This window comes from Aeromicrobium sp. Leaf291, from assembly GCF_001423365.1.
In the GTDB taxonomy this organism is placed as follows: Bacteria; Actinomycetota; Actinomycetes; order Propionibacteriales; family Nocardioidaceae; genus Aeromicrobium.
Map to the genome: position 1 here is coordinate 526,384 of NZ_LMNM01000002.1, position 23,872 is coordinate 550,255.

The following is a 23,872-nucleotide window of genomic DNA, read 5'->3' on the forward strand; positions in this document are numbered from 1 at the left end:
ACTCAGTCCCGCAGCTCCTCGGGGACCTCGGGCTCCGCGGCCTGCGCCTCGGCGACCTGACGGTGCACGTCGTCCATGTCGAGGTCGCGCACGGCCTGGATCACCTGGTCCAGCGCGGGCGCCGGCAGGGCACCGGGCTGGCTGAAGACGAGGACGCCGTCGCGGAACGCCATGAGGGTGGGGATCGACGTGATGCCGGCGGCACCGGCGAGCTCCTGCTCGGCCTCGGTGTCGATCTTGCCGAACGTGACGTCCGGGTGCTGGTCGCTGGCGGCGTCGTAGACGGGAGCGAACTGGCGGCACGGGCCACACCAGGAGGCCCACCAGTCCACGAGGGTGATGCCGTCGGTCGTGACGGTCTCCTCGAAGCTCTTGGCGGTGAGGTCGACGGTCGGCATGGTGATCCTCTCGAAGGGTGCGGTACGTCGGTGTCAACAGCCGTGCCCGGGACGACATTCCCTGTGATCCTCGTCCTGTTGCGTCATGAACCTGCCGAAGGGTGCTCTCCCCACCTGTCGCCGCCAGCGGCGGACCAGAGAGGACCGTGGGGGACCAGTGAAGTACGACCGGCCGGTGTGGCAGCTCATGTACGAGTGCGCTGCCGCCATGCCCGATCCCTTCCGCTACGAGGACGTCCACCGCTGGTTCGCTCGTACCTACCCCGAGATCGGGCAGGCGACGATCCGCGCGCACCTGGTCGGCCTGTGCGAGGGGGGACGGCCCAAGCAGGCGCAGTTCGCGAGCCGGGCGCCGATCTTCCGCCGCGTGTCCCGGGGCATGTACGAGGTGATCCCGGAGGGTGAGCGCAAGATCGACCCCGACCTGCCGGCCGACGGCGATCCGACGGGCGTGGCCCCGGGGCCGTCGGACGACACGTCGAGCGGGACGGACGATCCCGTGCACGACCGGTTCGTCGCCTCGGCCTTCGACGACGCGACCGTGGTGCGCGCCCCCCGCCCCGGGTCCGACGCGGAGCCTCCGGCCGACCGAGACACCGAGCCGGTCGGCCGAGCCGTCGGCTCGACCTTCGAGGACCTCATCGAGCGCTCAGGCCTGGCCGGTGAGCTGCAGGTGGTGCCCGACCCCACCGCCGAGTCGGCCGACGTGCTCCTGATCGCGAGCGACGGCGAGCGAGTCCTGGTGCCGGCGCCGTCACGCGAGATCTTCCGTTCCGAGGACTTCCAGTCCGCGCGTCTGCGGGCCCAGGCTCGCGGAGCGAGGTGGTACGTGCTGTCGGCCGAGCACGGGCTCCTGGACCCCGCGGAGTGGGTGTCGCCGGACTCACGGGCCCTCGGGGACCTGAGCCCGCAGTTCCGTCAGGTGTGGGCGGAGTGGGTGCTCGTCCGCCTCGAGTCGCTGGAGGGGGCGGTGGACGGACGACGGGTGCACGTCATCGCTCCGCACGCCTACGTCGGCCCCCTCGCGGCCGTGCTGCAGGACGCGGGCGCGGAGGTCAGCGTCGGTGGCCCGGAGCGCTCGGACGACCTGACCGCCGTCCGCGACCGTCCCCGCCCGCCGCTGGCGTCCCAGCCCGATCCGGTGCCGCAGCGAGCACGCGGCGGCTCCGACGCGATGCGTGTCCCCTCGACGACGGACGAGCCGGTTCGCGCGGAGCCGGTGCCGTTCGTGTCGGCAGCCGTCCCCGCCGACCAGGACGACCCACTGCTCGACGACGACGAGGTCTCCGTCGTCGTGCGGCACCTTGGCGACGGCGCCGGCGCCGTGGCGCCCGACCGCCTCGACGCCATCCAGGAGGTGCCGGGTCTCTTCGCCTGGCACGTAGACGCGGACGGGGCGCGGATGTTGAACCGCAGCCTCATGCTCCCGGTCGGTGCCGGCGTCCTGCACGTGGGACACGCGGGCGCGCTCGGGCGCTGGCCCGACGCGGTCCACAGCCTGCGGCACCTGGTCCAGGACGTCCAGCTGCAGGGGCGGTCGCGGAGCTCGATGTTCCGCGCCGGTCTGGCGATCGTCCTGAGCGAGCCCCTGGCGATGAGCTCGCTCGACGACCCGGCCCTCACCGACTGGATGCGTCGGCACCTGCGTGTGGTCACGTGGCCCACGGCCGAGCGCGACAGCATCCACGCCCTCGCGCACCGGGTGGTCGCCGCGCTCGAGCCGCCGCTCAACGTCGACCACCTGCGAGCGGGTGAGATGAGGCGCCGCCTCGCCGAGCTGCGCCGCCGGCACGGCTGAGTCAGTCGCGCGCGGTCCACGTCCGACCGTCGTCGAGCCGCCGAACACTACCTCTCGGTAGGGGTGCTGCTCGCGCAAACATGAGGATACCCTCATGAGATGGACGACACGATCTTCGACTACGAGACCACGGACGTCGCGGCCGGTCGCGCCCGCTTCCCGCGCCGACCCCTGCGCGCCACCACGGCCCACGACCGTCTCGACCTCGGCACGCGGGTGCGCCGCGACGCGACGGACTTCGCCTGCCACGCCTGGGACGAGTCCGGCCGACTCTGAGCACCGCCCCCGTCGAGGGGCCCCGGACGTGACACGGCCCCGCCGAGCCTTCGCTCGACGGGGCCGTGATGCGCCGTGATCAGTCCAGTGGGCGGATGTTGGCCGCCTGCAGACCCTTCTGGCCCTGTTCGACGTCGAACTCGACCTTCTGGTTCTCGTTGAGCGAGCGGTAGCCGCTCGTCTGGATCGCGCTGAAGTGTGCGAACACGTCCTCGCTGCCGTCGTCGGGGGCGATGAAGCCGAAGCCCTTGTCGGCGTTGAACCACTTGACCGTTCCTGTTGCCATTCTTCAACTACTCCTTCGGGTGCGTCCGCGACCGTCGCGGGCGCGTCGTCCGTCGTCTCACCCGCTGGGAGCAGCCCAGGGCACGAGGACCCCGAGGTGCCGGCACGGCCGGATCCAACGACAACGCATCCAGCCTAGGTCACGGAGCAGGGCGCGGCGAGGGTCCGTGTCGGCGCGTCGGTCAGCGGGGATTGCCGTACAGCGCGACGGCGTAGTAGCGGTCGTCGGCGTCCCGATAGGCGCCGATGCCGACGTAGCGGTGCCCTGACCCGATCTGGTTGCGCTGGTGGCCGGAGGAGCGGACCCAGGCGTTGACGGTGGCGGTGCCGGTCGGGTAGTTGCGCGCCAGGTTCTCGCCGATGCCGTCGAGGTTGCAGCGCTTCATGATCGTCGTGAGCTGCGACGAGGGCCGGTGCTGGAGGCTCTTCTTCTGGGTGGCCAGGTACTTCGCCCACGAGTTGGCGTAGGTGTCGAGGCAGGTCTGGAGCTTCAGGGCGACCCGGCCGTTGTCGGCGCGCACGGCGTTGGTGCGGTCGAGGACCTGCTTCTGGTAGGTCGGTGACCCGATGTACGCGTGGGCCGCGACGGTGGTGACGGCGAGCAGGACGGCGGTGAGGCCGCCCACGAGCAACGTGCGCATGCAAGGTTCCTGTCGGTCATGCCCCTGGAGACGGCGCGTCCGGCCGCACCCGCGCCACTCTGCCAGGTCCTTCGGACGCGTGTGCCCCTGTCTCACGGAGTGGCCCGAAAGAACTAGTTCGTTAGTGCTAGGCGTCTCGAAAGTCAAGACTGCCGTTGCTCTCAGCAACCGCTTAGGTTGGTCGGCATCGTGCCTCGCCCGACCCATCCGGTCGGCGGGGCCTGTGGGCGGTCGATCGACTGCCCTCACCACACCATGTCCTAGGGGGGACCACGTGAAGCGTGTCACGTCAGGCATTCTGGGCCTCGGACTCGCGGCATCGCTCGGACTCACGTTCGCGGCGCCGACGAATGCGGCCCAAGCACCACCGACGGGGGGAGCGGACCGCATCCAGAAGGATCACGACCTGCCCAACCCCATCGAGGACAAGCGCCGCGAGCTGCGTGAGCAGGCCGTCAAGGCCGTGATCAACGGCGACGCCGAGCCCGTGGAGAAGAACGGCAGCACGGTCGTCAAGGTCGGCAAGGCCGCCAGCCCGGCCGACGCGGCCGCCATGAGGAACAAGAAGGCCTCGGCCAGGACCAAGGCGAAGGCGGCGAAGGGCAAGCAGAAGGACCAGTACGTCGAGCTCTCCCAGGAGCGCGCCGACAAGGTCTTCGTCATCCTCGCCGAGTTCGGCGACGAGCGTCACCCCGACTACCCCGACGGCGACACGGACCCGGACACCGCTGGTCCGGAGAAGTTCGACGGCCCCCTGCACAACCAGATCGAGGAGCCGGACCGCACGAAGGACAACTCGTCGGTCTGGCAGGAGGACTACGACCGCAAGCACTACCAGGACCTCTACTTCAAGACCGGGAAGAACGTCGAGTCGGTCAAGACGTACTACGAGAAGCAGTCCTCGGGTCGCTACACGGTCGACGGGACCGTCTCGGACTGGGTGAAGGTGAAGTACAACACCGCTCGCTACGGTCGCGACGACGCCTCGACGTGGAACCTCATCCAGGACGCGACGACCCAGTGGGTCGCCGACCAGAAGAAGGCCGGCAAGACCGCCGCGCAGATCAAGAAGCAGCTGGCGCAGTACGACGTCTACGACCGCTACGACTTCGACGGCGACGGCGACTTCAACGAGCCCGACGGCTACATCGACCACTTCCAGATCGTGCACGCGGGTGCAGGCGAGGAGGACGGCGACTCCACGCACGGCGAGGACGCGATCTGGTCGCACCGTTGGTACGCGTTCCTCACCGACCAGGGCGTCACCGGCCCGTCGCAGAACCAGCTCGGTGGAACCCAGATCGCCGACACCGGCCTCTGGATCGGTGACTACACCGTCCAGCCCGAGAACGGCGGGCTCTCGGTCTTCGTCCACGAGTACGGCCACGACCTGGGCCTGCCGGACGCCTACAGCACGGCCGGCGGCGACAACAGCAACGAGTTCTGGACGCTCATGGCTCAGTCCCGGCTCAACGCCAAGGGTGAGGCCCTCGGCGAGCGTGCCGGTGACCTCGGTGCGTGGGAGAAGCTGCAGCTCGGCTGGCTCGACCACGAGGTGATCGCCACCAAGGAGAAGCGCACGCTGGAGCTCGGGCCGCAGGAGTACAACTCGGCGAAGCCTCAGGGTGCCGTCGTGGTCCTGCCCAAGAAGGAGGTCACGCGCGAGCTCGGCGCACCGGCCTCGGGCTCGAAGCAGTTCTACTCCGGTTCCGGCGACGACCTGGCGAACGCGATGAGCACGGAGGTCTCCATCCCCGCCGGCAGCAGCAGTGCCGCGCTGAAGGCGAAGGTGCGCTACGAGATCGAGGAGGGCTACGACTACGCCTACGTGCAGGCCTCCACCGACGGTGGCTCCACCTGGACGGCTCTCGACGGCACCATCGGCGGGGCCCCGATCGGGGACGACACCTCCGGACGTCCCGGGATCGACGGGAAGCAGGAGAGCTGGGCCGACCTCGTCGTCCCGCTCGACGCCTACGTCGGCAAGACCGTGCAGCTGCGCGTGTTCTACAAGACGGACGGCGGCCTGGCGCTGCCCGGCCTGTTCGTCGACGACGTGTCGGTCACGGCCGGTGGCACCGAGCTGCTGAGCGACGACGCCGAGGACGGCGGCGAGGCCTGGACGTTCGACGGCTTCTCGATCGTGGGCGCCTCCACGACCGACGAGTACGACAACTACTACGTCATGGGCCACCGGTCGTACGTCTCGTACGACCGCTACCTCAAGACGGGGCCGTACAACTTCGGCTTCGCCACGACGAAGCCCGACTGGGTGGAGCACTACGCCTACCAGACGGGTCTGCTGATCTCGTACTGGGACACGTCGCAGGCCGACAACAACACCATCACCCACCCGGGTGAGGGGCGGAACCTGCCGATCGACGCGCGACCGCGCCCGATCACCGACATGTCCACCGGCAAGCCGTGGCGCGCCCGCGTCCAGGTCTACGACGCGCCGTTCTCGACGCGCAAGGCCGACTCCATGACCCTGCACACGAACGGCAAGCCCAGCTACATCCGTGGCCAGGCGGCGGCACCGCTGTTCGACGACACCAAGAAGTACTTCTACGAGGAGGCTCCGCAGCACGGCGTCAAGCTGCCGGCTGCTGGTGTCAAGGTGCGGGTGCTGTCCGAGAAGGGCACGTCCATGAAGGTCCGGTTCAACTGACGCGGCGCGTCAGCTGAGAGGTCGGAGCTTCCCCTGATCGGAAGGGGCGCGTACCAGGGGGGTGCGCGCCCCTTCCTCATGTCCGCAGGCGGTTGGGTCCTGCCTCCCGGGATCACCTGGACCGCAGGACATCGTCCACGGCGCCGGGCGCTCCGCCGAACTCGTCGGCGACCTCTCCGGCGACCTCCTCGGGGTCGCCGGCCGGGTGGCCGTCCTCGTCGAGTCCGGCGTCGGCGTCGCGCAGGGCACGATGCGCGGTGGAGAGGACCAGGGCCGCGGCGAGCACGGCCACGGCGGCCACTGCGAACGGCACGTGCACCGAGGTGGCCGCGACGAGTCGGCCTGCGGCGAAGGGAGCGAGACCGCCGCCGATGAAGCGGACGAAGCCGTAGGCGGCGGAGGCCACCGGCCGCTCGACCGGCGAGATCGTCATGACGGCCTGCGTCATCAGGGTGTTGTTGATGCCGATGAAGATGCCCGCCGCCACCACGCAGCCGACCATGAGTCTCTGGTCGGTGGGGTCGACCGCCATCAGGGCCAGGTCGACCGCGAACAGCGTGAACGCCACGTAGAGCGAGACGGACGTGCCGAGGTGACGCTGCAGCCACGGCGCCCCGACCACCGAGAAGAAGGCCACCAGCACGCCCCAGGCGAAGAACACCCATCCGAGCTGGGTGATCGAGAGTGCCATCGGGAAGGGGGCGTACCCGAGCATCGTGAAGAAGCCCCAGTTGTAGAGCAGGGCCGCGACGCTCATCGTGGCCAGCCCGCGGTGACGCAACGCCCTCAGCGGGGCCGATAGAGGTGTCGTGTGGTCGGGCCTGGGGGTGGAGGGCAGGAGCACGACGGTCGCGACGAGGGCGATCGACATGAGGACGGCCACGCCGTAGAACGGACCGCGCCAGCTGATGTTGCCGAGCGTCCCGCCGACGAGGGGGCCCGCGGCGATGCCGAGACCGAGCGCCGCCTCGTACAGGATGATCGCGCCGGCGAACCCACCCCGGGCACTCGAGACGATCGCGGCGAGCGACGTCGCGATGAAGAGCGCGTTGCCCAGGCCCCAACCGGCGCGGAAGGCGACGATGCCCTCGATGCTGCCGCTGGACCCCGCGAGGGCGGCGAACACGACGATGATGGCCAGGCCGACGACGAGCGTCCGCTTGGCGCCGAAGCGGCTCGACACGGCGTTCGTGACGAGCATGGCGACGGCGGTCACGACGAGGTAGCTGGTGAACAGGAGCGTCACCTGGCTCTCCGTGGCGTCGAGCTGCTCCTTGAGCGCGGGCAGGATGGGGTCCACCAGGCCGATCCCCATGAAGGAGATCACGCAGGCGAAGGCGACGGCGTACACGGCCTTCGGCTGGCCGAGCAGGCTCGATCGGGCTCCGTCGTGTCCGCTGGTGTCGGTGGCGCGGTCAGTGGGGCTGTTCATGGTCCTCCTGGGTGAGCTCGACGATCGCGTCGACGGCGGCATCGAGCGCCGCGAGCTGGTCGGGTGGGAGACGGGCGACCCGGGCGGCGACGATCGCGTCCTGCTGTCGACGGCGCTCCGCCAGGGCGTCACGCCCGGCGTCGGTGACCGCCACGAGCGTCGCTCGGCGGTCGCTGGGGTCGGACGTGCGGCTGACGAGGCCCGAGGCCTCGAGACGCTGGACGAGCCCGGTCATCGCCGGCTGGCCGACGGCCTCGAGCCGGGTCAGGTCCGAGATGCGGGACGGTCCGCGCCGTTCGAGCGCGGAGAGCGTCCCGGCGGCCGTGCGGCTGAGGCGGTGGGAGGCGGTCTCGCGGGAGACCACCGAGACCAGCTCGCGCAGGGCCTGGGCCAGTCGCGGGACATCCGGTTGCATCATGCAACCAAATGTATCAGGACCTGATATTCATCGCTGGTGAAAGGTCATCGCCGCGTCACGCGTCCGGCGAGCAGGCCGACGAGCACCACGCCGAGGGTCCACAGGACCCCGGCGAGCGGCAGGGCCAGCACCAGCAGCAGGCACCCTGCGGCCCCGAGCCGCGCCAGCATCCGCAGGGCTGCGCGGCGTCGACGGCCGGGCGCTCCGGCCGGGAGCCCCTGACCGTCGAGGGTGAGGGCCGAGGCGTTGGTGAGCGCGTAGTAGACGAGCACGCACCCGCTCGAGGCGGCGACGGCCTCGACCGCACCGACGAACGGCAGCGCCGCCACGACGACGAGGCTCACCGCGACCTGGGCCGAGGCAGGGACGCCACGGGAGGACTCGCGCGCCAGCCGCGCCGGTAGGTGGCGGTCGCGGGACATCGCGAGCACGGTCCGACTGACCCCGCCCAGCAGGGAGAGCAGGGCCCCGCCCGCGGCCACCACGGCGGTCGCGGCCACGACGGTGGAGAGCGCAGGATGGCCGAGCGTGTCGACGGCGTCGGCGAGGGCACGGTCGCTCGCGGAGGCGACGTCGGCGGGCAGCGTGCGCGAGACGGCCAGGGCGACGAGCAGGTAGAGCGCCGTGACCAGGACGAACGAGACCGCCACGGCGCGCGGGATGGTGCGCTCGGGGTCGCGGACCTCCTCGCCGAGGGTGGCCAGCCGGGCGTAGCCGGCGAAGGCGAAGAACAGCAGGGCGGCGGCCTGGACCACGTCGAGCCCGTCGGTGGGCGGGGCCGGCGCGACGACGGCGCCTCGTTCGAGGAGCAGCAGGACCGAGCCGCCGACCACGATCACGACCAGCGCCGCCGAGGCGGTCAGCGTGTCGGCGGACCGCCGGGCGCCGGCGAGGTCGACGAGCGTGAGGATCACGACGGCGAGGATCGCCGCCGACGTGGCGTGACCGGGCCAGAGGTGCGCGCCGACCGCCAGAGCCATGGCCGCGCACGAGGCGGTCTTGCCGACCACGAAGACCCAGCCGGCCAGGTGCCCCCAGGTGGGGCCGAGGCACTCACGGGCGAACACGTAGGTGCCGCCGGCGGCGGGCATGCGCCGAGCCAACCTGGCCGACGCGGTGGCGTTGAGCCCGGCCACCATCGCCGCGAGCAGCACGGCCGGCACGGCGGCGTCGCCCGCGCGCCCCACGACGGGTCCGACCGCCACGAAGATGCCGGCGCCCAGCATGGAGCCGGCACCGAGGCCGGTCGCCCGGACAGGGCCGAGGACCCGCGCCAGCGCCACGGCTCAGACGTCGTAGTCGACGACGAGCGGCGCGTGGTCGGAGAACCGCTCCGCGTAGGTGGGGGCCCGGTCGACCCGGGCGGCGACCGCGGTGGCGGCCAGCTCGGGCGTGGCCAGCTGGTAGTCGATGCGCCAGCCGGTGTCGTTGTCGAAGGCCTGGCCCCGCCACGACCACCAGGTGTACGGGCCGTCCACGTCGCCGGCGTGGGCGCGCGCCACGTCGACCCACCCGAGGTCGTCACGGACGCGGTCCAGGTAGGCGCGCTCCTCGGGCAGGAAGCCGGCCTTCTTGAGGTTGCCGCGCCAGTTCTTGATGTCCCGCTCCGTGTGCCCGACGTTGAAGTCGCCCGTCACGACCGCGTGGTCGGCGTGCTCGCGCAGCTCGGCGAGGCGCACCAGCAGCTGGTCGAGGAAGCGGTACTTGTCGTCCTGGCTCGGGGTGCCCACGCCACCGGAGTGCACGTAGGCCGAGACCACGGTGAGCAGGCTGCCGTCGTCGAGGACCACGTCGGACTCGATCCAGCGCCCGGCGTCGTCGAAGGACGGGTCGCCGTGCCCCACGCGGTGCGCCTTCGGCTCGGTGCGGCTGAGCACGGCCACGCCGGCGCGGCCCTTCGCGGCAGCCTCGGCGTGCACGACGTGGAAGCCGCTGTCGGCCATCAGGTCGTGGACGAGGGCGTCGGGCGCGCGGACCTCCTGCAGCGTGACGACGTCGGCCTCGACGGCGTCGAGCCAGGGACCCATGCCCCGGCGGAGAGCGGCACGGATGCCGTTGACGTTGACGGTGGCGATGCGGAGCACGCGAGCCACCCTACGAGTGGCCTCCGGCGTCGGCGGAAGCCGGTGGAGTGCCGGTGCCGACGGGTGCGGTGGGCTCGTGCGGGGCGTCGACGGCGTCGATGATCCAGGCCAGCTCCCACGCACGCTCGTGCCACGCGGCGTAGCGTCCGCTCACCCCGCCGTGACCGGCGTGCATCTCGGTCTTGAGCAGGGGCGGCGTGCTGCCGGTGGAGAGCTCGCGCAGCCGCGCCACCCACTTGGCCGGCTCGACGTAGAGCACGCGGGTGTCGTTGAGGCTCGTGACCGCGAGGACCGGGGGATAGTCGGCGGCGCGCACGTTCTCGTAGGGCGAGTAGGACTTCATGTACGCGTACACGTCGGGGTCGTGCAGGGGATCGCCCCACTCGTCCCACTCGATCACGGTCAGCGGCAGGCTGGGGTCGAGGATGGTGGTGAGGGCGTCGACGAACGGCACCTCCGCGACGACCGCACCGAACGCGTCGGGTGCGAGGTTGAGCGCGGCGCCGACGAGCAGGCCACCGGCGCTGCCTCCTTCGGCCACGAGACGCTCGGCGCTGGTCCACCCCTCGGTCACGAGGTGGCGCGCCGCGGCGACGAAGTCGGAGAACGTGTTCTTCTTGTGCACCAGCTTGCCCTGGTCGTACCAGGCGCGGCCGAGCTCGCCGCCCCCGCGCACGTGCGCGATGGCGAAGACGAAGCCACGGTCGAGCAGCGACAGACGAGGGATCGACAGCCCCGGATCCATGCTGATCTCGTACGAGCCGTAGCCGTAGAGGAGGGCGGGCGCCGACCCGTCGCGAGGGGTGTCGGCCCGGGCCACGAGCGAGATCGGCACGCGCGTGCCGTCGTCGGCGACGGCCCAGGTCCGGTGCTGCACGTAGTCGGCCGGGTCGTAGCCCCCGAGGACGGTCTGCTGCTTGCGGACCACGAGCTCCCCGGAGTCGACCACGTAGTCGAGCACCGTGCTGGGGGTGACCAACGAGCCCATGCCCAACCGGATCACGGGCTGGTCCCACTCGGCGTTCGCACCGACGCCGGCAGTGAACAGCTCCTCGCCGAAGTCGATCTCGGTGAGCTCCCCGACGCCGTCGGCACCGAGGGGGGCGACCGCCACGCGCGTCATGGCGGCGCGTCGGTAGGAGAGCACGAGGGTCTTCGCGAACACGTCGACCGCCTCGAGCCGGGTCCCCGGCGTGTGGGGGACGACCACGTCTGGCCGGCTCGTCGGGGCGTCGACGGGCACGGAGCCCAGCTCGAAGTCCTCGGCGTCGTCGTTGTGCAGCACGAGGAAGACGTCGTGGTCGCCCAGCACCGCGTGCTCGAGGGAGTACTCGACGCCGTCGCGGCGGGGGATCACCACGCGGAACTCGCCCGTGGGGTCGTCGGCCTCGAGCACGAGCACCTCGCTCGTGATCTTCGACGAGGCACCGATGACCAGGTAGCGCTCGGACTGCGTGCGTCCGACGCCGGTGAAGAACCGCTCGTCGGTCTCCTCGTGCACGAGCACGTCTGAGGCGTCGGTGCCGAGCCGGTGCCGCCACACCCGGTGGGGGCGCCACGCGTCGTCCACGGTCGTGTAGAAGAGGTGGCTCCCGTCGGCCGACCAGGTGACCCCGCCGCTCGTCCCGGGGATCTCGTCGGGCAGGACCTCACCGGTGCGCAGGTCCTTGACGCGGATCGTGTAGCGCTCGTCGCCGACCACGTCGACCGACCACGCGAGGAGGTTCTCGTCGTCGCTGAGCGAGAACCCGCCGAGGGAGAAGAACTCGTGCCCCTCCGCCTCGACGTTGGAGTCGAGCAGGACCTCCTCGCCCGGGACGGGGACCCCGGGGACCAGGACCGGCGGGTCCCAGTCGTCGGGGGACTCCACCCGGGTGCGGCAGCGGATCGCGTACTGGCTGCCCTCGGAGGTGCGTGAGTAGTACCACCACTGACCGTGCCGCACGGGCACCGAGAGGTCGGTCTCGAGGGTGCGGGTGCGGATCTCCTCGAACAGCCGCGCGCGCAGGTCGGCGAGGTGGGCCGTGCGAGCCTCGGCGTAGTCGTTCTCGGCCTCGAGGTGCGCGATCGTGCGCGGGTCGTCCTTGTCGCGCAACCACTCGTAGTCGTCCTCTACGGAGTCGCCGTGGTGGCTGCGGGTGATCGGGTGCTTCGCGGCGACCGGGGGATGGGACGAGGAGGTCATGCGGTGACGCTATCGCCCGGTTCCACGGGAGGCACGGGGACGTGGTCGGGCAGGTCCGCCGCGACCTCCGGGTCCACGAGCTCGTCGGGGCGACGCGGGCGGGTCGGCCCCTCGTGCCCGGGGGAGAGGTCGGGATCGTCGGCCGCGAAGGTGTGCACCGGCCCCGGTCCGGTGAGCCGGGTCTCGAACCGGACCGTGACCCGGCCCAGCCCGCCACCCCAGACCCATCCGTCGCCGTGCGTGCGGTGGTGCACGTCGTTGCCGGGGCTCCAGCTGACCGGTGGAGGCGGCGCGACGTCGGCGGCGTCGGGCTGCTCGGAAGGAGGGAGGTCGATCGGCTCGTCCTCCTCGAAGAGGTCGTCCTGCACCCAGTCGGCGAGGCCACTGATGCCGACGCCGACGAGCCGCAGCCCGCCGGAGAGGTCGGTGCTGGCGAGCAGTGCCAGTGCGCTGCGGGCCAGCAGGCCGGGGGAGTCGGTGGGCCCGGGAAGCGTCGTGGACCGGGTGTGGGTCTCGAAGTCGTGGTAGCGGATCTTGAGGGTGACGGTGCGCCCCGACAGGTGTCCGCGGCGGAGGCGGTCGGCCACGCGACGGGCCATCGTCTCGACGACACGTTCCAGCCGGGCGCGATCGGTGACGTCGTCGGGGAAGGTGTCCTCCACGCTGATCGACTTGGCCTCCCGCTCGGCCACCACGGGGCGGTCGTCGTCGGCCCGCGAGAGTCGTGCGAGCGAGCGCCCCGAGGCCGAGCCGAGCAGACGGACCAGCTCGTCCTCGTCGCGCGACCGGAGCTCGTCGACCGTGGAGACGCCGGTGCGCCGCAGCCGCTCGGCGGTGGCCGGTCCGACGCCGGGGATGGCGGTGACCTGCATGGGTCCCAGCAGCTCCAGCTCGGTCCCCGGCGCCACGACGAAGAGGCCGTCGGGCTTGCGGATCTCGCTCGCGATCTTGGCCATCAGCTTCGAGGAGGCGACGCCCACCGAGGCGGTGAGCCCGTGCGTGAGGTCCTCGATGTCGGCCCGGAGCGCCTCGACCCGGGCGAGCAGGGCGTCGGGGTCGGGGTCGTGGTCGGGCCCGGCGGCGAGGTCGACGAAGGCCTCGTCGAGCGACAGCGGCTCGACGAGGGGCGACTCCTGCCGCAGGCGGGCCATGACGAGGGCGCTGGCCTCGCGGTAGGCGTCGAAGCGGCCGCTGAGGAAGGCTGCGTGCGGACAGCGCGACCGGGCCTCGGCCATGCGCATCGCCGACCGCACGCCGTGCACGCGCGCCTCGTAGGAGGCGGTCGAGACGACGCCCCGGTGCCCGATCCCGCCCACGATGACCGGCTTGCCGCGCAGCGACGGCTTGTCGCGCTGCTCCACCGAGGCGAAGAACGCGTCGAGGTCGAGGTGGAGCACCGAGGCCGTGGACCGCATCGGCCCATTGTGCGTGCCTTCGCCGACGGTCCGCGCGTCCACAGCCCGCGGCCCCGCCGGCGGCGGCTGTCCACAGGTCCGCCGCAGGCTCTGTCGGGCCGCGCGACGGAGCGTGAGTGTGGAGACATGACGACTGCACCCGTGTTCACGGCCCACGACGTGGGCGACCTGTTCAACCTGCTGCCGACCGTGTTCGGCTTCATGCCCGAGGAGTCGATCTGCGCGATCGCCACGTCCGGGCCACGCGAGCGGTTCGGCTTCCGCATGCGCGTCGACCTGCCCCACGACGCGGAGCACGTCCCCCAGCTGGCCCGCTTCGTGGCGGGCCACCTGCGCAACAACGGTGCCGAGGGCGCCATCGTGCTCGTCGTCTCGGGTCGACGCGAGGCCGCCGGCGAGGCGGCGTGGGCGGTCGAGCGGGCTCTCGGGACGGTTCGCCCCGTCGTCACGGCCTGGACCGACACGCAGCGGTACTGGACGACCTTCGACGACGATCCGAGGGAGGGGACCCCTCTGGAGCTGAGCGACCACCACCCGGGTGTCGTCAGTGCCGTCGTCGCGGGTCAGGAGATCCTTCCGGACCGGGCCACGCTGGAGCGGCGGTGGCATCCCGCCGACGGGCCGCGGTGCGGTTGGCTGGCCTCGCAGGTGCTGGAGGTGGAACGCGACATCGTCCGGCAGTCGTGGACGCGCTCCGGGGCGCAAGTCGGCGACGCCGGCATCGACGAGGTCCTCCAGGTCGTCGGCCTCCTCGAGGACGGTGCGCGACCGGACGACCTGCCCCTCCTGCGTTCCTGCGTGTGGCTCACCCACCACGCGGTGCGCGACCGGCTCTGGCCGCTGTACTCCCGGGAGGAGGCGGAACGGGTCCTGCCGGCGTGGCGTGAGCTCGCGCGTCAGGCGCCGTCGGCGTACGCCGCGGTCCCGTACACGGTGGCTGCCTACCTCGCCTACCTGATGGGGGACGGTGCCCAGGCGATGATGGGCCTCCAGCACGCGCGCGCCGCCGACCCCTGTTTCGACATGGCCGAGAGCCTCCAGCGAGCCCTCGTCGCGGGACTGCACCCGGACCGCCTGCACCACCTGGTGAGCGGTGCGGCCCTGGCCGAGCTGGCCGAGACGACACGTCCGCGGCCCGACGCGACCTGACCGTCGACCTCGCGACACCGGGACGGACACGTCCGCCTGGAGAGGCGTGCGTTCGGTGAGGCGCGCGACCTCCGCGACCCCTAGGGTTGCCCCATGGGGCAGGACGTCGACGACAGGTCCTTCACGCGCGAGGACCGGACCCGCTATCGGGCGAAGGTCCGTCGATGTCTCGACGTCTTCGCGCGCATGCTCTCCGAGCGAGACTTCTCGGTGGGGGAGCCGCAGATCGGTGTGGAGATCGAGTTCAACCTCGTCGACGAGGTGGGCGATCCCGCGATGAAGAACGCCGAGGCGCTCGAGGCGATCGCCGACGAGGCGTTCCAGACCGAGCTCGGGCTGTTCAACATCGAGATCAACGTCCCGCCGCAGCCGGCGAGCGGCGCGGGCTTCCGGACGCTGGAGGACACGGTCCGCCGTGACCTCAACGAGGCGCAGTCGAAGGCGGAGCGGGCGGGGGCGGGGCTGCTGATGGTGGGCGTGCTGCCCACGCTGCGCGAGCAGCACCTCGGCGCCGACTCGCTCTCGCCCAACCCGCGCTACCACCTGTTGTCGGACCAGATCCTGTCGGCGCGCGGCGAGGACATCGAGATCGTCATCGACGGTGTCGACCGGCTCGCCACGACGGCCGACACGATCATCCCCGAGGCCGCGTGCACGAGCACCCAGCTGCACCTGCAGGTCGAGCCCGACGAGTTCGCGGCGACCTGGAACGCAGCCCAGGCCGTTGCAGGGGTCCAGGTCGCGGTGGGCGCCAACTCGCCGTTCCTGCTTGGCCGACAGCTGTGGCACGAGACGCGCATCCCGCTCTTCGAGCAGGCCACCGACACCCGCAGCGAGGAGCTCAAGACCCAGGGGGTCCGCCCCCGGGTGTTCTTCGGGGAGCGCTGGATCACGTCGGTCTTCGACCTGTTCGAGGAGAACGTGCGCTTCTTCCCGGCGCTGCTGCCGATCGTGGAGGACGAGGACCCGCTCGCGGAGCTCGAGGCGGGGCGCGTGCCGTCGCTCGCCGAGCTGCGACTGCACAACGGCACCGTCTACCGCTGGAACCGGCCGATCTACGACGTGGCCGACGGACGTCCGCACCTGAGGGTCGAGAACCGGCTGCTGCCGGCCGGGCCGACCGTGGTCGACACCCTCGCGAACGCGGCCCTCTTCTACGGCCTGGTGCACGTGATGCGCCAGAGCGAGCGCCCGGTCTGGTCGCAGCTGTCGTTCAAGGCCGCCGAGGACAACTTCCACCAGGCGGCCCGGGTCGGCATCGAGACGGACCAGTACTGGCCGTCGGTCGGCACCGTGTCGGCGCGCGAGCTGGTGCTGCGCCACCTGCTGCCCCTGGCCCACGAGGGCCTCGCGCAGATGGGCGTCGACGAGCCGGTGGCCGGACGCCTGCTCGACGTCATCGAGCAGCGCTGCATCCGAGGCGTCAACGGGGCGACCTGGCTCATCGGCAGCTTCGAGCGCGAGCTCACGCGCGGCGGTGATCGGGTGAAGGCGCTGCAGGCCGTCACGCGGCGCTACGCCGAGCTCATGCACGCGAACGAGCCGGTCCACAGCTGGCCGACGGACTGAGTCCGGAGGGGTCGGGCGCCGGCATCCGTGGGGCGTGCGCCCCCGTCGGTGGGGGCTTGGGCGTGCGTGGCAGACTGGACCACGCAGAGGTTGACCGCAGGCCTCTTTGTTGCGCCCTCATACCGGTCAAGGAGGAGATTTGTTCGTGAGTTCCGTGCCCGGAGCGCGACCCCGTGTCGCACGTTCGGCCGCGCGAGTGGACTCGCCGAGCAGGTCTTGCCCCACGACCCGGCGCGAGCAGTACCGCCCAGCCCACCCGCGAGATCAGAAGAGCCCGTGACGAAGACTTCCAAGAAGCCCGCAGCCTCCTCGACCGCGAAGAAGGCTCCCGCCAAGAAGGCCCCGGCCAGCAAGGCCGCGCCCTCCACGCAGGCGAAGAAGGCGCCCGCCAAGAAGGCTCCGGCCAAGAAGACCGCCGCCAAGAAGACGGCCGAGAAGCCGGTCGACATCGCCGACGTCCTCGAGGTGCCCGCCGCAGGCGAGGCCGCCAAGGTCGACGCCCAGGGCAAGAAGATCCTGCCGGACATCCCCGACGAGGAGTTCGTCAAGGATCTCAAGAACGACCCGACGCTGAAGGAGGACGAGGAGTCCAGCTTCACGCTGTCGGCGGCCGACGAGTCCGACGAGCCCGTCCAGCAGGTCATGGTCGCCGGCGCCACGGCCGACCCGGTCAAGGACTACCTCAAGCAGATCGGCAAGGTCTCGCTGCTCACCGCCGGTGAGGAGGTCGAGCTCGCCAAGCGCATCGAGGCCGGCCTGTTCGCCGAGGAGAAGCTCGCCAAGGGCGGTCGCATCTCCGAGAAGGTCCGTGAGGAGCTCGACTGGATCGTCGTCGACGGTCGCCGGGCCAAGAACCACCTGCTCGAGGCCAACCTGCGCCTCGTGGTCTCGCTGGCCAAGCGCTACACCGGCCGCGGCATGCTCTTCCTCGACCTGATCCAGGAGGGCAACCTCGGTCTCATCCGTGCGGTCGAGAAGTTCGACTACACCAAGGGCTTCAAGTTCTCGACCTACGCCACCTGGTGGATCCGTCAGGCCATCACGCGCGCCATGGCCGACCAGGCCCGCACCATCCGCATCCCGGTGCACATGGTCGAGGTCATCAACAAGCTGGCTCGCGTGCAGCGTCAGATGCTCCAGGACCTGGGCCGCGAGCCCACCCCGGAGGAGCTGGCGCTCGAGCTGGACATGACGCCCGAGAAGGTCGTCGAGGTCCAGAAGTACGGTCGCGAGCCCATCAGCCTCCACACGCCCCTCGGCGAGGACGGCGACAGCGAGTTCGGCGACCTCATCGAGGACTCCGAGGCCATCGTCCCGGCCGACGCCGTGTCGTTCACGCTCCTGCAGGAGCAGCTGCACGCCGTCCTCGACACGCTCAGCGAGCGCGAGTCCGGCGTGGTCTCCATGCGCTTCGGCCTGACCGACGGCCAGCCGAAGACGCTCGACGAGATCGGCAAGGTCTACGGCGTCACGCGTGAGCGCATCCGCCAGATCGAGTCCAAGACGATGAGCAAGCTGCGCCACCCGTCCCGCTCGCAGGTCCTGCGCGACTACCTCGACTGAGTCGTGCCGCCCACGCGCTCGGATCTGACTGGAATCCCAGGAAGAATCGGAACGCGTGGGCGACGAGCCGGAACCGCGCGGCGCTCCTGGTCCAGATCAGTTCGAAGGCGGCGCCGAGACGGGCCTGGCCTACCGGGTCCACCGGCCTCGTCGCCGAGCGTGTGGCCATCGCGCCACACGGTGCGTGGGCGGGCAGCCTGTCGGCGGACTTCAGAGGGGCACCGCCAACCCTCCGCATCCCAGGCGCGTCAACCCTCGGCGTCGCAGGCGCGGCGTGCCTCCGACTCGAGCTGGTCGGTCGTGATCGCTCGAAGCGTCGCGGTGTCGGGCCACGGGTCAGCCATCACGTAGACGACACCCGGGCGCAGCTTCCCGGACCACCCCGGCGTGAGCCACACGGACATGGTCAACCGATCGTCACTCGACAGATCGATGAGGTAGCCGGCCCCGTCCTCGAGGTCGAGATCAAGCTGAGGGCCCCACTCGCCTCCTGGCTCACCGAGCCTGATGGTCACCAACCCTGTCACGGGGCCGTCGTGGGTCGACAGAGCCTGGACCGGGTTCTCCTCCTCGTCGTCGAGTCCTTCGCGGTCGGAGACCACGCTCAACGTGTCGACGTCCGGGGCGCAGACCTACGAGACGATCTCGACCTCGTCGTCGGCCGTGAGGCGAACCCCGGTGATCCCGGCAGGCGGTGGGATGTAGCCGACGAGATTCCCGCATCCGGAGGAAGCAGCGGACACCGCCAACGCCAGGCCTGCCGCGAAAGTGGCTCTCACTGACGAATCGTCCCATGGCATCGAGCGACACGGCTCTTCCCGAGGAGATGTCGACGTCGAGATCGACGAGGCCGGATCGTGACCATCTGTCCCCCCGCGACTCGTCCCGGGGGATGGTGCCTGTGGATGCGCCGCAGCGCTCGCCGTCCAGACCTCGATACGCTCTCAACGTGTCGGGACCTGCCGAGAGCGCGGTGCGGCGATCGCTCCTGCGTGCGGAGATCTCGATTCCGCGTCTGTGGACCTACGCCCTGGTCCTGTACGTCCTGGCACTGATCGGCTGGGGACTCCTGCATCTCGCCGGGGTCGACACCCGCGGGTTCGACGGCCACCTCATCGGCGCCACGTTGATCGTGTGCATGGTGCTCGCAGCGACGAGGCTGTTGGTGCAGTTCCTCCTCGGCCTGACGGACCGCACGTGATCCTCGGGCCGACCGAGGTCGGGCAGCTCCGGACGTCGTCAGCGGAGCTCACGTTCCGCCGGGCGCGCCGGCGCCTCGCGTCCGACTGATCTCACCTGCGAGACCGCACAGTCGGACGGCTCCCACCCGGGTCCAGACATGACAACGGGCCGGGACGATCTCGAGGATCGTCCCGGCCCTTGTCGTGGTGCGTCGCGAGTGCCGATGCGCGGCTCAGCGCGGCGGGGGGACTTCCCCGCGACGGTCGCGGCTGCGGCCGCTCAGGATCAGGGACACGATGAGACCCAGTGCCCCGACGGCGATGAGGATGAAGCCGACCATGGTGAGGTCGACCCCGTTGACGGCGTCCTGGACGGCGAACGCCAGGATGGCGCCTGCTGCCAGCAGGAAGAGCGAGCTGCCGATCTGCATGATGTCTCCTCGGTTCGACGTCGACCGTGGTGGCCGACTTCGCCGAGCGTGGCACGGACCGCCCCGGCCCGCACCTCGGCGCGCAGGACCTGGAAAGACGTCTTGCCCAGACGCGGGGTGACTCTGAGTTAGACTGTCGCGACCCACACGTCGATCTCGGGAGACACAGCGGTGCGTAGCTACGACCGAACGGGCCGACTCGTGCGTCGACTGGGGGTTGGCCTGCTCGGCTCGGCCGTCCTGGTCGGTGCCTTGAGCGCAGCCCCCACCTCCGCGGTGGAGACCCCCTCGCCCTCGCCGACCGCGGACGCGGCCGAGCCCACCAACGTCACGCCCGACCCGACCCCGGCACCCACCTCTGGCGACGTCAGCCCCCAGGCGGCGGAGACCACGGCCGCGCAGAGCCGCCCGTACGGCCCGGACTACGAGGTCAAGGTCGAGCCGAACTTCTCCCGGCCCAACGGCAGCTACATGAAGGCCAGCGACTACACGCTGCTCAACGACCTCGAGCGGCTGATCCGCGGCTCCTACGAGGACCCGAACACCGGCAAGCTGCGCTCGTCGGCCGTCCGCAGCGCCAACTACGTCTACATCTCGGTCTCGCGCATGGAGAACTCCAAGCGCGTCGGACGCGAGCTCATCAAGGCCGCGAAGGCCGGCGTCGACGTCTACATGATCCACGGCAAGGCCTCGCAGTCCAAGGAGTCGCGCGCGCTGCAGAAGAGCCTGACGTCGCTCAAGCACGGTCACTTCAAGATCTGCGCGAAGGGCAAGAGCCTCGCCTGTCTGTCCACCCTCAACGGCGCCATCATGCACTCGAAGGTGCTGCTGGTCGCCAACACCTTCGACCGCGACAAGAAGCAGGCGTGGGGCGCCTCCTGGTCCGGTTCGGCCAACCTCGGCGGGCCGAGTGGTGAGTACACCTTCAACAACGGGTGGACCACCTACAACGACAAGAAGATCTTCCTGCAGATGCGCGAGTTCTTCCAAGACATGTGGGCTGAGCGCAACATCGGCAAGACCTACAACTACGACTACCCGCGCTACATCGCCAAGAACTCGTCGCGCTACGGCTACAGCGGCGCCACGAGCGACGGCTACCGCACGGCGTTCGCGGTCAACGGGATGTTCTACTCCGAGCTCTCGAACACCACCTACTACCCGACGCCGATCTCGGCGTCGCCGGCCAACGGCCGCGACCCGGTGATCAACCTGCTCAACCGGGTCGTCCCCGACTCCACGTGCAAGATCCGCCTGCAGCACAACCGCTTCAAGTACCGCCGCATCGCGGTGGCGCAGAAGCTGACGCGGCTCACCGAGCGCGGCTGCCTCGTCGAGGCGATCTCGTTCCGCGACGAGATCAAGGCCAACCGGACGGCGCACTGCCAGCAGTACATCCGCATCTGCAAGCCGATCCTCGACGTGTTCCGCACCTCGGTCACGCGCATCCCGGCCGCCTACGCCAAGCCCCACGACAAGACGATGCTCGTCGAGGCGAAGCTGAAGTCGAACCCGTGGAACAAGGAGGAGCTGCTTCCCAACGGCGAGAACTTCTCCAAGTACCCCGACGGCACCTTCGTGCGCGTCGTCCAGGCCGGGTCCGCCGCCCTCACCGGGTCCAACCTGGTGGTGAGCGACGAGATCACGACCGAGACGACCGACCCGTCGGTCTACAAGGAGTACCTCGAGCACTGGTACGCCATCTGGCGCAGCTCCGGCGCCCGGAACTGGTCGTACTGACCAGCGCCCTCGTGGCACCACGAGAAGGGCCCCTCACCGCTCAGCGGTGAGGGGCCCTTCTCGTACGTTCGTGTTCGGTCAGACCTCGGGGTTCGAGGCCGCGGTGGGCTCGGATCCGAGGCGTCCGGTCTCGTCGTGGATCGACACGGCGACCTCACGCAGCTTGTCCTCGTGCTCACGGGCGTGGTGCGCGCAGAAGAGCAGCTCGGCACCGCCGGCCAGCTCGACGCGGACGTACGCCTGCGCACCGCAACGGTCACAGCGGTCGGTCGCGTTCAGACCGGGAAGCTCGGCGACTGCAGCCATCATGTTCTCTCTTCCTCAGCGTCGTCGTTCAGCGGGTACGTCTGACTCAACATCCAACCACGGGCTGTTGTTCCGCGCCGGAGTTGGTGACATACGACATAGATACTGCCGACCGTCGCCAAACCTGCGGAGGTGGGTCGGCGCGCCGCGTGTCAGACCGGTCACCGGGGACCTTCTGACTAGGCTGGCGAGGGGGTCGGCGATCGCCTGCACGCACGGTGTCCGACGCCGTACGACCCGACGCGAAACCACCCGGTGGAGGCCACTGAGTTGTCGACCTACGACGCACGCAACCTGCTCGTCCTCGAAGGACTCGAGGCGGTCCGCAAGCGCCCCGGCATGTACATCGGCTCCACGGACACCCGTGGACTCATGCACTGCCTGTGGGAGATCATCGACAACTCCGTCGACGAGGCGCTGGACGGCCACTGCGACCGCATCGACGTGGTGCTCCACGCCGACGGCTCGGTCGAGGTGCGCGACAACGGCCGCGGCGTCCCGGTGGACATCGAGCCCAAGACCGGGCTCACCGGCGTCGAGGTCGTGTACACGAAGCTCCACGCCGGCGGAAAGTTCGGCGGCGGCTCCTACAACGCCACCGGCGGCCTGCACGGCGTCGGCGCGTCGGTCGTCAACGCGCTGTCCTCCCGCCTCGACGTGCAGGTCGACAAGTCCGGTGCGACGTGGTCGATGTCGTTCCGGCGGGGTGAGCCGGGCGTCTTCGCCGGCGACGGACCCACCGCGGACTTCACCGCCGACAACACCCTGCACAAGGGCGGCCGGGTCAAGAAGACGGTCACCGGCACGCGGGTGCGCTACTGGGCCGACCCGCAGATCTTCATCAAGACCGCCACGTTCTCCTACGAGGAGCTCGTCACCCGCGCGCGGCAGACGTCGTTCCTCGTGCCAGGACTCGAGATCGTCATCCGCGACGAGCGCGGCGACGAGCCGGTCGAGGAGTCGTTCAAGCACGACGGCGGCATCACCGAGTACTGCGACTTCCTCGCCGCCGACGAGCCGGTGAGCGAGGTGCTGCGCCTGCAGGGCCACGGCGCCTTCACCGAGACCGTCCCGGTGCTCGACTCCAAGGGCCACATGACGCCCCAGGAGGTCGAGCGCGACCTCGGCGTCGACGTGGCGCTGCGCTGGGGCACCGGGTACGAGACCCAGGTCCGGTCCTTCGTCAACATCATCGCCACGCCCAAGGGCGGCACCCACGTCCAGGGCTTCGAGCGCGGCCTCACCAAGACCTTCAACGACACGCTGCGCACCACCCGGCTGCTCAAGTCCGGCGACGTCGACGTCATCAAGGACGACGTCCTCGAGGGCATGACCGCCGTGGTCACGGTGCGCCTCGCCGAGCCCCAGTTCGAGGGCCAGACGAAGGAGGTGCTCGGCACCCCGGCCGTCACCAAGATCGTCAACCAGGTCGTCTCGCGCGAGCTCAAGGCGTTCCTGACGTCCACCAAGACGGCGCAGAAGGCCAAGGCGCGCCTCGTCATGGAGAAGGTCGTCGCCGCGTCGCGCACCCGGCTCATGGCCCGCCAGCAGCGCGACAACCAGCGCCGCAAGAACGCCCTGGAGTCCAGCGCCCTGCCCGCCAAGCTGGCCGACTGCCGCGCCGCTGACGCCGACCGCACGGAGCTGTTCATCGTCGAGGGCGACTCCGCGCTCGGCACCGCGAAGTCCGCGCGCGACTCGGAGTTCCAGGCGCTGCTGCCCATCCGCGGCAAGATCCTGAACGTCCAGAAGGCCAGCGTCGGCGACATGCTCAAGAACCTGGAGTGCTCGTCGATCATCCAGGTCGTCGGCGCCGGCTCGGGCCGCACCTTCGACCTGGACCAGACGCGGTACGGCCGGATCATCTTCATGGCCGACGCCGACTCCGACGGCGCCCACATCCGGTGCCTGCTGGCCACGCTGTTCTTCCGGTACATGCGTCCGCTGGTGGAGGAGGGCCGCGTGTACACGGCCGTGCCGCCCCTGCACCGCATCGAGCTGGTCAACCCCAAGAAGGGGCAGGAGAAGTACCAGTACACCTACTCCGACGCCGAGCTGCAGCGCACCCTGGCCGACCTCAAGCGCCGCAACGTGCGCTGGAAGGACCCCATCCAGCGCTACAAGGGCCTGGGCGAGATGGACGCCGACCAGCTGGCCGAGACCACGATGGACCCCCGCCACCGCACGCTGCGCCGGCTCACGGTCGACGACGCCGAGCGCGCCGCCGGTGTGTTCGAGCTGCTGATGGGCAACGAGGTCGCTCCGCGCAAGGAGTTCATCGTGCAGAGCGCCTACGAGGTCGACTCCGACCTGATCGACGCGTGAGCCTGCTC

The 23,872-nt window shown here is 70.4% G+C and carries 21 protein-coding genes; 9 read left to right on the forward strand and 12 right to left on the reverse strand.

Annotation, left to right across the window (positions count from 1 at the left end; genetic code table 11):
- Positions 1-2: 2 nt before the first annotated feature.
- Complete coding sequence (locus tag ASF35_RS12195; RefSeq protein WP_055967775.1) at positions 3-398, reverse strand: co-chaperone YbbN; 396 nt, start codon at positions 396-398, stop codon at positions 3-5.
- Between the two features lie 208 nt (positions 399-606).
- On the opposite strand from ASF35_RS12195, the gene ASF35_RS12200 reads away from it, so the two are divergent.
- Both ASF35_RS12200 and ASF35_RS18085 read left to right on the forward strand, forming a co-directional pair.
- Positions 607-2,196 carry a DUF6884 domain-containing protein gene (locus ASF35_RS12200; RefSeq protein ID WP_156368035.1) on the forward strand — a complete coding sequence of 530 codons (1,590 nt, stop codon included), beginning with the start codon at positions 607-609 and terminating at the stop codon, positions 2,194-2,196.
- 99 nt (positions 2,197-2,295) lie between these two features.
- A complete protein-coding gene (locus tag ASF35_RS18085) occupies positions 2,296-2,472 on the forward strand; it encodes a hypothetical protein (RefSeq protein WP_156364778.1) in 177 nt (58 codons plus the stop codon).
- 79 nt (positions 2,473-2,551) lie between these two features.
- On the opposite strand, the gene ASF35_RS12205 is transcribed toward ASF35_RS18085, so the two are convergent.
- Positions 2,552-2,758 carry a cold-shock protein gene (locus tag ASF35_RS12205; protein WP_055967782.1) on the reverse strand — a complete coding sequence of 69 codons (207 nt, stop codon included), beginning with the start codon at positions 2,756-2,758 and terminating at the stop codon, positions 2,552-2,554.
- A gap of 181 nt (positions 2,759-2,939) precedes the next feature.
- Positions 2,940-3,398, reverse strand: a complete 459-nt coding sequence (locus ASF35_RS18250) for a CAP domain-containing protein (protein ID WP_055967785.1) — start codon at positions 3,396-3,398, stop codon at positions 2,940-2,942.
- 274 nt (positions 3,399-3,672) lie between these two features.
- Between ASF35_RS18250 and ASF35_RS12215 the strand changes: the two genes are divergently transcribed.
- Positions 3,673-6,066: an immune inhibitor A domain-containing protein gene (locus tag ASF35_RS12215; RefSeq protein ID WP_055967788.1), complete on the forward strand. Its 2,394-nt coding sequence runs from the start codon at positions 3,673-3,675 to the stop codon at positions 6,064-6,066.
- A 112-nt stretch (positions 6,067-6,178) separates the two neighbouring features.
- Here the strand turns inward: ASF35_RS12215 and ASF35_RS12220 are convergent, their stop codons facing one another.
- Genes ASF35_RS12220 through ASF35_RS12245 form a run of 6 tightly spaced genes read right to left on the reverse strand, consistent with a single transcriptional unit; the run spans position 6,179 to position 13,600 of the window.
- The gene (locus ASF35_RS12220) at positions 6,179-7,498 is read right to left on the reverse strand and encodes an MFS transporter (protein ID WP_055967791.1); all 1,320 of its coding nucleotides are present in this window, start codon (positions 7,496-7,498) and stop codon (positions 6,179-6,181) included.
- On the reverse strand, positions 7,482-7,916 hold the full coding sequence (locus ASF35_RS12225) for a MarR family winged helix-turn-helix transcriptional regulator (protein WP_055967794.1): 435 nt from the start codon (positions 7,914-7,916) through the stop codon (positions 7,482-7,484). The genes ASF35_RS12220 and ASF35_RS12225 overlap by 17 nt, the downstream gene beginning before the upstream one ends.
- Before the next feature lie 44 nt (positions 7,917-7,960).
- Positions 7,961-9,199 carry an APC family permease gene (locus ASF35_RS12230; RefSeq protein WP_200931762.1) on the reverse strand — a complete coding sequence of 413 codons (1,239 nt, stop codon included), beginning with the start codon at positions 9,197-9,199 and terminating at the stop codon, positions 7,961-7,963.
- Positions 9,200-9,202: 3 nt separating this feature from the next.
- Positions 9,203-10,000: an exodeoxyribonuclease III gene (locus ASF35_RS12235; RefSeq protein WP_200914541.1), complete on the reverse strand. Its 798-nt coding sequence runs from the start codon at positions 9,998-10,000 to the stop codon at positions 9,203-9,205.
- Between the two features lie 10 nt (positions 10,001-10,010).
- Positions 10,011-12,185, reverse strand: a complete 2,175-nt coding sequence (locus tag ASF35_RS12240; protein WP_082495495.1) for a S9 family peptidase — start codon at positions 12,183-12,185, stop codon at positions 10,011-10,013.
- Positions 12,182-13,600, reverse strand: coding sequence for a DNA polymerase IV (locus tag ASF35_RS12245; RefSeq protein ID WP_082495518.1), 1,419 nt, complete (start codon positions 13,598-13,600; stop codon positions 12,182-12,184). Before ASF35_RS12245 ends, ASF35_RS12240 begins: the two co-directional genes overlap by 4 nt.
- A 126-nt stretch (positions 13,601-13,726) precedes the next feature.
- On the opposite strand from ASF35_RS12245, the gene ASF35_RS12250 reads away from it, so the two are divergent.
- From ASF35_RS12250 to ASF35_RS12260, 3 genes are all read left to right on the forward strand, one after another.
- The gene (locus ASF35_RS12250; RefSeq protein WP_082495496.1) at positions 13,727-14,749 is read left to right on the forward strand and encodes a DUF4192 domain-containing protein; all 1,023 of its coding nucleotides are present in this window, start codon (positions 13,727-13,729) and stop codon (positions 14,747-14,749) included.
- A 93-nt stretch (positions 14,750-14,842) separates the two neighbouring features.
- On the forward strand, positions 14,843-16,318 hold the full coding sequence (locus ASF35_RS12255; protein WP_055967803.1) for a hypothetical protein: 1,476 nt from the start codon (positions 14,843-14,845) through the stop codon (positions 16,316-16,318).
- A 216-nt stretch (positions 16,319-16,534) separates the two neighbouring features.
- Positions 16,535-17,881 carry an RNA polymerase sigma factor gene (locus ASF35_RS12260; RefSeq protein ID WP_082481910.1) on the forward strand — a complete coding sequence of 449 codons (1,347 nt, stop codon included), beginning with the start codon at positions 16,535-16,537 and terminating at the stop codon, positions 17,879-17,881.
- 248 nt (positions 17,882-18,129) lie between these two features.
- Here the strand turns inward: ASF35_RS12260 and ASF35_RS18090 are convergent, their stop codons facing one another.
- Complete coding sequence (locus ASF35_RS18090; RefSeq protein ID WP_156368036.1) at positions 18,130-18,285, reverse strand: hypothetical protein; 156 nt, start codon at positions 18,283-18,285, stop codon at positions 18,130-18,132.
- Between the two features lie 545 nt (positions 18,286-18,830).
- Between ASF35_RS18090 and ASF35_RS12270 the strand changes: the two genes are divergently transcribed.
- Complete coding sequence (locus tag ASF35_RS12270; protein ID WP_055967810.1) at positions 18,831-19,082, forward strand: hypothetical protein; 252 nt, start codon at positions 18,831-18,833, stop codon at positions 19,080-19,082.
- A gap of 213 nt (positions 19,083-19,295) precedes the next feature.
- Here the strand turns inward: ASF35_RS12270 and ASF35_RS12275 are convergent, their stop codons facing one another.
- The gene (locus tag ASF35_RS12275; RefSeq protein ID WP_055967812.1) at positions 19,296-19,493 is read right to left on the reverse strand and encodes a DUF6458 family protein; all 198 of its coding nucleotides are present in this window, start codon (positions 19,491-19,493) and stop codon (positions 19,296-19,298) included.
- A 252-nt stretch (positions 19,494-19,745) separates the two neighbouring features.
- On the opposite strand from ASF35_RS12275, the gene ASF35_RS12280 reads away from it, so the two are divergent.
- Positions 19,746-21,233: a phospholipase D-like domain-containing protein gene (locus ASF35_RS12280; RefSeq protein WP_156364780.1), complete on the forward strand. Its 1,488-nt coding sequence runs from the start codon at positions 19,746-19,748 to the stop codon at positions 21,231-21,233.
- Positions 21,234-21,311: 78 nt separating this feature from the next.
- Here the strand turns inward: ASF35_RS12280 and ASF35_RS12285 are convergent, their stop codons facing one another.
- Complete coding sequence (locus ASF35_RS12285) at positions 21,312-21,542, reverse strand: hypothetical protein (RefSeq protein ID WP_055967819.1); 231 nt, start codon at positions 21,540-21,542, stop codon at positions 21,312-21,314.
- A gap of 267 nt (positions 21,543-21,809) precedes the next feature.
- Between ASF35_RS12285 and ASF35_RS12290 the strand changes: the two genes are divergently transcribed.
- Positions 21,810-23,864 carry a DNA topoisomerase IV subunit B gene (locus ASF35_RS12290; protein ID WP_311210558.1) on the forward strand — a complete coding sequence of 685 codons (2,055 nt, stop codon included), beginning with the start codon at positions 21,810-21,812 and terminating at the stop codon, positions 23,862-23,864.
- Positions 23,865-23,872 lie beyond the last annotated feature (8 nt).